This is a genomic window from Methylobacterium platani, from assembly GCF_001653715.1.
Taxonomy (GTDB): Bacteria; Pseudomonadota; Alphaproteobacteria; order Rhizobiales; family Beijerinckiaceae; genus Methylobacterium; species Methylobacterium platani.
In genome coordinates this window covers 179370-190339 of record NZ_LWHQ01000027.1, presented here as the reverse complement: position 1 = coordinate 190339, position 10970 = coordinate 179370, and the positions used below count along the sequence as shown (strand labels likewise).

8 protein-coding genes are annotated in these 10970 nt (G+C 71.5%); 5 read left to right on the top strand and 3 right to left on the bottom strand.

What is annotated here, in order from left to right:
* Nucleotides 1-249: 249 nt before the first annotated feature.
* The 3 genes from A5481_RS15555 (at nucleotide 250) to A5481_RS15545 (ending at nucleotide 6591) form a co-directional block, all read left to right on the top strand.
* Nucleotides 250-1356: a UDP-3-O-acyl-N-acetylglucosamine deacetylase gene (locus A5481_RS15555; protein WP_082173532.1), complete on the top strand. Its 1107-nt coding sequence runs from the start codon at nucleotides 250-252 to the stop codon at nucleotides 1354-1356.
* Nucleotides 1357-1590: 234 nt separating this feature from the next.
* Entirely contained in the window at nucleotides 1591-4413 is a 2823-nt protein-coding gene (locus tag A5481_RS15550) for an EAL domain-containing protein (RefSeq protein ID WP_197514193.1), read from the top strand.
* Nucleotides 4414-5067: 654 nt separating this feature from the next.
* Nucleotides 5068-6591 (top strand): calcium-binding protein, encoded by a 1524-nt coding sequence (locus A5481_RS15545; RefSeq protein ID WP_048436962.1) that lies wholly within the window; start codon nucleotides 5068-5070, stop codon nucleotides 6589-6591.
* 279 nt (nucleotides 6592-6870) lie between these two features.
* On the opposite strand, the gene A5481_RS15540 is transcribed toward A5481_RS15545, so the two are convergent.
* Nucleotides 6871-7251, bottom strand: a complete 381-nt coding sequence (locus tag A5481_RS15540; RefSeq protein ID WP_048436963.1) for a response regulator — start codon at nucleotides 7249-7251, stop codon at nucleotides 6871-6873.
* A gap of 220 nt (nucleotides 7252-7471) precedes the next feature.
* Here A5481_RS15540 and A5481_RS15535 point away from each other — a divergent pair, with 220 nt between their 5' ends.
* Nucleotides 7472-7849, top strand: a complete 378-nt coding sequence (locus A5481_RS15535) for a hypothetical protein (RefSeq protein ID WP_048436964.1) — start codon at nucleotides 7472-7474, stop codon at nucleotides 7847-7849.
* A gap of 65 nt (nucleotides 7850-7914) precedes the next feature.
* Nucleotides 7915-8895, top strand: a complete 981-nt coding sequence (locus A5481_RS15530; protein WP_048436965.1) for a ferredoxin reductase domain-containing protein — start codon at nucleotides 7915-7917, stop codon at nucleotides 8893-8895.
* Nucleotides 8896-8902: 7 nt separating this feature from the next.
* Here the strand turns inward: A5481_RS15530 and A5481_RS15525 are convergent, their stop codons facing one another.
* Both A5481_RS15525 and A5481_RS15520 read right to left on the bottom strand, forming a co-directional pair.
* Nucleotides 8903-9766 (bottom strand): MBL fold metallo-hydrolase, encoded by an 864-nt coding sequence (locus tag A5481_RS15525; protein ID WP_048436966.1) that lies wholly within the window; start codon nucleotides 9764-9766, stop codon nucleotides 8903-8905.
* 81 nt (nucleotides 9767-9847) lie between these two features.
* Nucleotides 9848-10879: an SDR family oxidoreductase gene (locus A5481_RS15520; RefSeq protein WP_048436967.1), complete on the bottom strand. Its 1032-nt coding sequence runs from the start codon at nucleotides 10877-10879 to the stop codon at nucleotides 9848-9850.
* Between the last annotated feature and the right edge of the window lie 91 nt (nucleotides 10880-10970).

The window sequence follows — 10970 nt, the reverse complement described above, 5'->3', positions numbered from 1 at the left end:
ATCATCCAGTCGAGGGCCGCGCGGGTGACTAGGTCGAACGGCTGAGTGGGCGTGGTTCCTCGGTCTCCGTTAGAGGACTCGGCAATCGAGCGCGCGAGCGTGCGAGGGTTGGGTCTCGTGCGGCCCGAGTCCCGAGTAGGCGAGACTGGCCGCGTCGCCGTCCCGCTCACGGGACTACGGCGTCGGTCCCTTGGGGAATGGCAGAGGACGGCCGGTGAGACCGACCGTCGACGAAGTCGGGCGGGAACGATGGGGCTCGGGGGGGCTGCGCAGGCGGCGGACGATGCGTCGCGCGAGGCGACGCTCGGGCGGAGCGTGTCGGTGCGCGGGCCCGGGCTGCATACCGGCCGGAGCGCCCGCGTCACCCTGGCGCCCGCCCCCGCCGGTCACGGCATCCGCTTCGCGGTGCGCTGCCCCCGCACCGGCGCCCGCGCCGACGACGTGCCGGCCGGCACCGCGGCCTGGGTCGCGAGCCGGATGAGCACCGCCCTCGACATCGGGCAAGGGCGCAAGCTGCGCACCATCGAGCACCTGATGGCCGGCCTCGCGGCCTCGCGGATCGACAACGCCGCCATCACCGTCGAGGGGACCGAGATCCCGATCCTCGACGGGTCGGCCTCGCGCTGGTGCGCGCTCATCGACGAGGCCGGGCGGGTGCCGCAGGCCCGGCCGCGCCAGGCGCTTCGCATCCGCGCGCCGTTCCAGGTCGACGGGATGCACGGCTTCCTGCGTGCCGAGCCCGGCGACGGCTTCACCGTTGACGTCAGCACCGACCGTCTGCCGGGCTTCGGCGTCCTGCGCTGGTCGGGCCCGATCGACCCGGGCACGTTCCGCGCCGCCATCGCCCCGAGCCGCAGCTTCGGCAACGCCTCGCTGATCTGGCGCACCGCTCTGAAGACCCGCCTCGCCCGGGCGCTGCTGCCGGGCGGGATGCGGGACCGGCTCTGGGCCCGCTCGTTCGATTCCCAGACCGTGTGCGGCGCCGGCCTCGTGCCCGCCTCGCCGCGCCCGGAGCACCGGCGCGAGATCGGCCTCGAGACGCAGGCCCGGATGCATCCGCGCGACCGCGAGCCCCTGCTGCGCGGAGCGCGCCCCGGGCGGGTGGCGATCCTGCTCGGCGGCCGGGTGCTCGGCGGCGCCCGCTTCCCCGACGAGCCGGTGCGGCACAAGATCCTCGACCTCGTCGGCGACCTCGGCCTCGCCGGCCGGCCGATCCTCGGGCGCATCGTCGCCAATTGCCCGACCCACGCCCTCACCTTCGCGTTCCTGACCGAGCTGATGCGGCATCCGGAATGCTGGGAGATCGTCCCGCTCGCGCCAGCCGGCACCGGTCGCGGGGAGTCCGGCACAACTTGATTTGGCCGCAAAGCGGAGCGATCGAAGCCCGTCGACGGCCGCGCTCGCGGACGGCAGGGGAGATCCGAGGCCTCCGCCTTGCTCGGAAGCTTGGGCGTCAGTACGGTCCGGCACCTCCCTTGAGCCGCCCCCGTGGCCGTGGCCGCCCCCCGTCCGGTCGGAAGACCCCGAAGCTTGCGCACGTACTCACTCGTCCTCGCCTGCCTCGCCGCCCTCGCCGGGCTGCTCCTGTCCATGCCGCAGGCCCGCGCGGTCGAGGCCGTGCGCGTCACCCTCGACTCGCAGGCCATCGACCTGACCCCGGCGATCGAGCGCTACCGCTCGGACGGCGACCTGATCCAGATCTCGACCGCGCCCGGCAAGGACGGCATCGTGCGGCGCATCGCCGTGAAGGCGCGCGAGACCGGGGCGAGGCCCGACTGGATGGTGTTCGCGCTCACCAACGACACCGACGAGCAGATCGACCGCCTGCTGGTCGCCCCGCATTTCCGCCTCGTCGGCTCGGGCGTGGTCTGGCCCGACCTCGGCGGCTCGCGCATCGCCGCGATCACCGCGAGCCAGGGCATCCGGCCCGAGCGCGACGAGAGCCCCGACGCCGACCAGTTCGTCATCACGCTGGACCCCGGCACCACCGTCACCTTCGTGGCGGAGCTGCGCACCCCCAACGTGCCGCAGGTCTATCTCTGGGACCAGGACGCCTACCGCAAGAAGGCGACCGGGCTCACCCTCTACAAGGGCATCATCATCGGCATCGCCGGGCTGCTGGCGCTGTTCCTGACCATCGTGTTCGTGGTCAAGGGCGCGATCATCTTCCCGGCGGCGGCGGCGCTCGCCTGGGCGGTGCTGGCCTATGCCTGCATCGATTTCGGGTTCTTCCAGCGCATCTTCCCGGTCACCGAGGCGGCAGAGCGGATCTACCGCGCTTCGGCGGAAGCCGTGCTCGGCGCCACGCTGCTGGTGTTCCTGTTCGCCTATCTCAACCTCGCCCGCTGGCACGTGCGCTACAGCCACGTCGCGCTGATCTGGCTGCTGTTCCTCGGCGGCCTCGTCGGTCTCGCCGTCATCGATCCGCCGGTGGCGGCGGGCGTCGCCCGCATCTCGATCGCCACGGTGGCGGGAATCGGCCTGCTGCTCGTCGTCTACCTCGCCATCCACAACGGCTACGACCGGGCGATCCTGCTGATCCCGACCTGGCTCCTGCTGCTGGCCTGGGTGGTGGCGGCGGGCTTCGCCATCACCGGCCAGCTCCACAACGACCTCGTCCAGCCGGCGCTGATCGGCGGCCTGGTGCTGATCGTGATGCTGATCGGCTTCACGGTGCTCCAGCACGCCTTCGCGGGCGGAAGCCTCGGCAACAGCCTCGTCTCCGACACCGAGCGCCGGGCGCTGGCGCTGACCGGCGCCGGCGACGTCGTGTTCGACTGGGACGTGCCGGGCGACCGGGTCTTCGCCGGCCCCGAGATCGAGGGCCAGCTCGGCCTCAAGCGCGGGGCGCTGGAGGGGCCGCAGGCGAGCTGGCTCTCGCTTCTCCACCCCTTCGACGTCGAGCGCTATTCCGCCGCCCTCGACACCGTGATCGAGGAGCGCCGCGGCCGCATCTCGCAGGATTTCCGCCTGCGCTCGGCCGCCGGGCCGTATTACTGGTACCGCCTCAAGGCCCGGCCGGTGATCGGCACCGACGGCGAGGTGGTGCGCATCGTCGGCACCATCGCGGACGTCACCGAATCGAAGATCGCCGAGGAGCGGCTGCTGCACGACGCCGTGCACGACAACCTCACCGGCCTGCCCAACCGCGAGTTGTTCAACGACCGGCTCGATGCCGGCCTGGCGCTGGCCAGCCAGGACCCGCGCCTGAAGCCGACCCTGTTCGTCATCGACATCGACCGCTTCAAGCAGGTCAACGACGCGATCGGGCTGTCGGCCGGCGATTCGATCCTGCTGACGCTGTCGCGCCGCCTCAACCGCCTGCTGCGGCCCCAGGATACCCTCGCCCGCGTCGCCGGCGACGAATTCGCCATCATCCTGCTCTCCGAGCGCGATCCCGACCGGATCATCGCCTTCGCCGACAGCATCCGCCGGGCGATCACCACCCCGATCACCTATGCCGACCGCGAGATCTTCCTGACGCCCTCGATCGGCGTCGCGCTCCACGAGGCGGGCGCGGTGGTGAAGCGCGACGACGTGGTGAAGAACGCCGAGCTCGCGATGATCAACGGCAAGCGCCAGGGCGGCGACCGGATCGAGGTCTACCGCCCGACCATGCGCTCCGACCGCGGCGAGCGGATGATGCTGGAGAGCGACCTGCGCCGGGCGCTGGAGCGCAACGAGATCAAGGTGCTGTTCCAGCCGATCGTGCGCCTTGAGGACCGCACGGTCGCGGGCTTCGAGACGGTTTTGCGCTGGGACCATCCGCGGCTCGGCCGCGTCGCCCCCCAGGTCTTCCTGCCGATCGCCGAGGAATCCGGCCTCATCGTCAATCTCGGTGTCTTCGCGCTCGAGCGCACCGCCGCGGAGCTCGCCGCCTGGCAGCAGGCCCTCGTCGTCGAGCCGCCGATCTTCGCCTCGGTCAACCTGTCCTCGCGCCAGCTCCTGCGCCACGACCTCCTGCACGACGTGAAGACCGTTCTCGCCCGCACCGGCGTCGTCCCCGGCTCGCTCAAGCTCGAGCTGACCGAAGCCCTGGTGATGGAGAACCCGGAATACGCCGCCCAGATGCTCGCCCGCATCCACGAGCTCGGCGCGGGGCTCTGCCTCGACGATTTCGGCACCGGCTACTCGGCGCTGACCTACATGCAGCGCTTCCCCTTCGACACGATCAAGATCGACCAGTCCTTCGTGCGCCAGATGGCGAACGGCCGCTCCGGCATCCTGCGCTCGATCGTCCGGATGGCGCAGGAGCTCGGTCTCGAGATCGTCGCCGAGGGAGCCGAGTCGGAGGCCGACGCCCTGGCGCTCGCCGAGGTCGGCTGCGACTACGCGCAAGGCTTCGCCTTCGGCGAGCCGATGTCGATCCTGCAGGCGCGGCAGCTGGTGGGGGCGGCGCCGGAGGCGGCGTGATCGCCGGCCTTCTCCGCGCTGGTTCTGAATCGCGGATGTCGTGAGACGAGGGCTGTGAGACCGCAGCGCCTTCGAACGGATGCGTTCGAAGGCGCTGGCCGAGCCCGCAAGGTTTCCCTGTCCTCTCATCTGCGCCGGACGCCTCGGCATCGACGTGTCGAGGCCAAGGCGCGAGGGTATGACCCGTCCCCATGGCGGGGCGACGCCTGCCGTCGGGTGCGCCGTCGACACCGATTATGGGGAATGACGTGACCTGACGGGCTTGGCCGGCAGCGTCGACCCAAGGGCGAGGGGGTCCCGCACTCGCCTCGCAGACCGGCATGTCGGAATGCTCATTCCCGATCGTCACGTTGGCTTTCGCCAGCCGTGGGCACGCGCCGACCCGGCAGGGCATTCGCAAGCTCGGGCGGATGAATGTGGTTTTTCCGCACGCCGACTTCGTTATCGGTTTTATCGCGTTTATAGGAATATATGCTGATCCATACCGGTGCGATCGACGTCCTCGTCACAAATTGTCTCAAAACGAAACGACGACATTAATTTCAACCACGATGTGTCTCGCGATATTATGCAATTTAAGCTTGCGGCCCCGACCCTCCGTGCTAGGTATTTCGCAACGCCTGGTTGTGGCGTCCAGCACATGGAGTCGTATGCATGTCGTCCGTCGTCATCGGCACCGGTTCGGGTTTCAACACCGCGACCTTCTTCGTGAACAATCTCGGACAAGCGACGGGAGAGCAATTCACGGGTCAAACCGGCCAGACGGGGAGCCTACTGCTCGGTCAATCGCAGACCCGGTTCTCGGCCTTCGAGTTTCAATCCGGGGGATTGACATACCGCTACATCGGCAACTGGCAGGTCGATTTCAACAATGGCGTCTTGACCGGTACTGTCAGCGCCAGCGGCACGTATAGCCGGATTGAAGTCAGCAACGGGGCCCAGGTCCTGGCCGCGGCGGACATCCAGCCCCGCAGCGTGAACTTCGGCACTGCATCGGGCGGCGGCGTCCTCGGCCTGGTGACCGGCCTCGCCATCGGCGTCGTCGAGTTGCTGGTCGGCGCGGCACCGCAGAATCAGGCCGTGACGAACCTGACCCTGGACGCCACCCCGGGCCTCAACACGGCGATCTTCGCGGACGGCGTCACGGTCGCCGGCAATGCCGGCGCCGACACGATCCTGGGGTCGGCGGCGCAGGACGTGATCTCGGCCGGCGACGGCAACGATACCATCTACAGCAATACCGCGAATCCCGGCGAGACCGGGCACGACGTCGTCTTCGCCGGCCTCGGCAACGACAACGTCTACTACGTGCCGAGCACGACCGGCTCCACCTTCGTCCTCGGCGGCGGCGACGACAGCATCGCGGCGAGTTCGGGCAACGACGTGATCTACGGGGACCAGGACGGCGAGCTCGCCACCGACGGTGCCGACTACATCCGCGGCGGTCTGGGCAACGACCTGATCTACGGCGGCGGCGGCAACGACCTGATCCAGGGCGCACTCGGCGAGGGATCGGACACCGTCTTCGGCGGCAGCGGCGACGACACCATCGGCTACAACACGGCCGAGGCGGCGCAGGTCCTGAATGGCGGGGCCGGCAACGACCTGATCGTGGGCGGCTCGGCCGGCGACGTCATCGCGGGCGACGAAGGAAACGACGTCCTCTTCGGCCAGGGCGGCAACGACACCATCAGCGGCGGCGCCGGCAGCAACAACATCGACGGCGGCGAGGGGAACGACACCATCGTGGCCGGCGACGGAACCGGCGGCTTCTCGTACGCGGTGGGCGGGGCCGGCAACGACGTCCTGTCGGCCGGAGCCAACCAGGGCGCTGGGCTGTTCGGCGGCTCGGGCAACGACACCCTCGTCGGCGGAGGGCAGGCCGACAACCTGATCGGCGGCTCCGGCATCGATCTGATCACCGGCGGCGGCGGCTTCGACAACTTCATCTTCAACCGCAGCGACCTCTACGACGGGCTCTACGACGTCATCACCGATCTGGGCGCCGGCGACGCCGTCTACCTGTCGAGCTCGGTGCAGGCGGATGTCAGCTTCCAGGCCTACGACGGCGGCGCGCTGATCAACGTCGGCAACCAGCACACCATCTACGCGCAGGGCGCGAGCGTCGCCCAGCTCCAGGCCTCGACGGTCTTCCTGGCGACCGACACGATTGCCTGATCCGTCGTCGAACCGGGGCGGCGCCCGACCGTTTTGTCATCGGACACTGCTCTGAGCCTTTGGCTAGGCCAGATTTTCTCCGACGAACCGGTATCCGCTTCGTCGGAGAATACGCGAGAACGCGGCCGGCTCCGGGCCTGCCGCTGTTCGCCCGCATGTCGGACCGGCCGGCAGTCCCGCGGTCGGGAACGGCCGCCGGCACGCGCACCGGCCTGCCTCGCGCCGCGCCCGGTCGCCTCGTCTCTCGGCGAACCGGCATCCGCCTCGTCGAGAAATGCCCTACCCGCGCCCTGCCCCCGCCGGCTCGGCGCACAGCGCTCCCAGCGCCTCGACCAGCCGGTCCGGGTTCAGGGGCTTTCGCAGCATCGGCAGGTCCGGCCACATCAGCCGCATCGCCCGCGGCAGGACGCCGCCGGTGCAGATCAGGACCGGGACGCCCTTGGCGATCAGGCACTCGGCCGTCGGGGTGGCCTCGCCGTCGGCGAGGTTGAGGTCGAGGATCGCGACGTCGACCTCCTCGAGGTCGAGGAGCGCCAGGGCCTCGCGGTTGGTGCGGGCCGGGCCGACGGCGTGGGCGTTCGAGCCGGTGACGATCTCGGTCAGCTCCAGGGCGACCAGCGCCTCGTCCTCGACGATCAGCACCCGTCGTCCGTCCAGCATCGCGATCTCCGTGGATCTCGGAATCCGGGGCGAATCGGTGCCCGGATCCGGTGTTAGGGCGAGAGTGTGTCGCCGCATCCGCCGGGTCAATCGCGCGAATGCGACGGTCGCGCTTAAACGGTCCTTAACCATGACGGCGGCATCGTCGCCCAGGCCGTAACAGGATGCGGCGCGCCCGGGGTACGGGCGCACCGGGCGGCACGAGGTGCGGAGAGGCGGCATGGGCGAGGCGGCGTTTGACATCTCGGGCCGGGAGCGGAGCGGCTCGGATCTCAATGAGCGGACCGGCCCGGATTTCGATCTGGTGCGGCGCCTGCTCCTGCCGCCGGGCTGGCTCGGCCCGCGGCCCTACCGGCTGCCCCCGCCCGACGAAGCGGAGGTCGAGGAGATCGAGGATCTCGTCGCCCAGCTCGAGGCCGAGAACAAGGTGATGAAGGCGGTGCTGCGCTCCGAGCGCGAGGCCGCCGCGGAGCTGCGCGCCCAGGTCGCGGCGCTCGCGTCCCAGCAGGCCGAGGGCGAGGACGCGCAGGAGGACCTGCGTGCCGACCGCGACCGCTGGGCCTCCCTGGTCGAGCGGCTGCTCTTCGCCCCCCGCTGACAGGGCGCGTCCCGCGTCGCATCGCCCGACCCATTCCTGAACGCCCCAGTCGCACGGAGACGGCCATGAGCCCCCGCTGCTCGCTCGTCGTCAACGGCAAGCCCGTCCGTGTGGCGACCGGCGACACGCCCCTCGACTCCGCCCTGCCCCGCAACGTCGCCGCCGGCCGCGACGGCGTGGTCCAGGATTCCCTTCTGGCGGAGGCGCTGCCGCGCCTGCGCAACACCAGCCGCGCCCGGCCCCGCCTCGGCGACGGAGCCGCGACCCGGCCGGGCCCCGCCCCCTCGCCGCTCGCCGTCCTGCGGACCGCCAAGCGCGCCGGCACCCTGCTCTCGGCCAAGCCGCTCTCCGGCGCCGTGGTGGAGATGGTGGTCACGGTCTCGCGCGGCCTCGACGTCGCGCCCGGTCAGGCCGTCGAGGTCGCCTTCGCGGGGCTGCCCGCCCGGCCCTACTGCCCGACGCAGCGGATCGACGGCAACACCGAGCTGAACGAGCTCGTCTTCCACCTGCGGCGCGACCAGGGCGCCCTCGGCCCCGCCCTGGGCGAGGCGGTGCAGCCCGGCCACGTCGTGCGGATCAAGGGACCGGCGGGCGGCACGCCCTACCGCCCGGGGCCCGGACGCCTGATCCTGGTCTCGGCCGAGACCGGCTTCGCCCCGATCTGGGCCATCGCCCGGGCGGCGCGCCACCTCGAGACCGGCCGCGAGATGGTCGTGGTGGCCGGCGCCGCCGACGCCGACGACCTCTACATGCGGCCCGGCCTCGACTGGCTGCGCGGCACCGGCGTGCAGCAGATCACGCTGGCGGCCAGCCGCGACCGGCGCGGCCGGCCCGACGTCCGCCACGGCCCGGTCACCGCCCACCTGCCCACCTTACGCGACAGCGACACCGTCCACGTCGCCGGCCCGCCGGACATCGTGCGGGCGGTCGAGCGGCTGTGCGACAGCGTCGGCGCGACGTGCGCCGCCCTGCCCTTCCTGCCCTCGCGCAGCCGTGCCCGCAGCCTCGTCACGCCGGGGGAGACCGGCGCGCAGTTCGGGCTGTGAGCGCCGCCTATCTCAGCTCGGAGACCGGCACCGGATAGGCGTGCGGCCGCCCGGCCAGCATCGCGTCGATGAGGGCCAGCACCTCGGGCCGTCCGACATTCGCCGCCTGCTCGAACGGCGTCCAGGTCTGGTGGAAATCGAGGGCGGCGAAGACCTCGCGGTAGCGGGTCAGCTCGGCGTGGGTCAGGGGCACGCCGCGCACGAAGGCCTTGTGGGCCGAGATCGTCAGCGCCTCGCGCGGGTCGTCGGGGTTCAGCTCGAACTTCAGCGCGTCGCCGCAGAACACGATGCCGCGGGCCGCGTCGTGCAGCACGGCATGGCCGTCGAAATGGCCTGCGGTGCGGTGGAGCGTCAGCCCCGGCAGCGGCTCCAGGACATCGTCGTAGGGCCAGGAGACCTGAAGCGCGGCGCTCCAGGTGAAGTCGGCCGCCGGCAGGCACAGCTCGGGGTCGAAGCGGTCCTGGAGCTGGGGCAGCGCACCGTAGCTGTGGGGATGCGAGGCCGACAGCATCGTCATGCCGCCCAGGCCCGCGATGTGGTCGAGGGCCGCCTCGCCGAAGACCGGGCAGCCCTCGAAGCCCATGTTGCCGTGGGGCGTGACGATCAGGTAGGCGCTCGGCCCGATGCCGGTGACCGGCTCGTTCCAGAACTTCCACACCCCCGGCTCGACCTCCTCCCAGTGGCACGGGAACGCGCCCTGCGCCTCCGCGACGTCCCGGAACCGCCAGCCGTCCTGCGGCACGACGTGGCGGGCGTCGAGGCAGAGCGGGCAGCTCGGCGGCGCCGCGAAGTGGCGCTGCCAGAAGCCGCAATTGTCGCAGACGAAGCTCGGAAGCTTGAGGGCGCCCGCGAAGGGCAGGTAACCGGGCACGCGAGACCTATCGGGGCAGCCTGAGGGGTGCGGCGGGAGATAGGGCGGGTGCCCGTCTCCGTCGACGCGCCCGTCCGTCCGTCAGATGATCCGCGGCAGGATCCGCCGCCGGCGCCGCGCGAGCCGGCGCGTCGCGGCCCCGCCGAGAGCCAGTGCCGCCGCCCCGCCGAGGCAGAGGGCCGCGAGCCCGCCGACGAGGAGGTCGCGCTGGCGATCGGTGACGAACTCGCTGCGGGTCGGCGAGGTCTTGTCGGCGAATCGTCCGTCGATCGCGGCCGGCCCGGGCGCGGGGTCGAACAGGTTGCCGGGCTTGTCGGGCGCCGCCTGCCCGATCTGCGCGTCCCAGCCGCGGGCCATGAGGCGGTCGGAGAGGGCGGGCGAGACCACCTGCATCAGCCCCATCTGCACCGTCGAGCGGCCGACCCAGATGTCCCGGCGCCGGTTGCGGGCCGCGAACAGGATCGCGTCGGCGCAGAGCCGGGGGTCGAAGACCGGGGCCGGGATGTCCTGCTCGGCGCCCGTGCGGGTGCGGGCCCAGCCGAATTGCGGCGTGTTCACCGCCGGCAGGTAGACCACCGTCAGGCCGATATCGACGCGCTCGTGCAGCAGCTCGGAGCGCAGGCCGTCGGTGAAGCCGGTCACCGCGTGCTTGGCGGCGCAGTAGGGCACCTGCAGCGGCATCGCGCGCAGGCCCAGCCCCGAGCTGACCTGCACGATGGTGCCGCGGTTGCGCCGGCGCATGTGGCGGAGCGCGGCGAGCGTGCCCCAGACCTGGCTGAGATAGGTCGTCTCGGTGACCCGGCGCCATTCCTCGGGCGTGATCTCGGGGACCGGCGCCACGATCGACGACATCGCGTTGTTGACCCAGGTGTCGACCGGCCCGAGCTCGGCCTCGAACCGATCGGCGGCGGCGTTCACCGCGTCCACGTCCGCCACGTCGGCCGAGATGCCCATGACCGCGCCGCCGTGCCGGCGAAGCGCCGCCTCCGCATCGCGCAGGCGGTCCTGGTCGCGCGCGACGATCCCGACCGCCCAGCCGTCCCTGGCGAAGGCATGGGCGGTCGCCAGACCGATCCCCGCCGTACCGCCCGTCACCACCGCCACCCGCGCCACGCCCGCCTCCCGATGCTCGAATCAGGCCGGCAATGCGCAAGCCCGGCGGCGGGTTCGGGGGCCGCGGTGACGCACCGCGACGTCCCCCGCA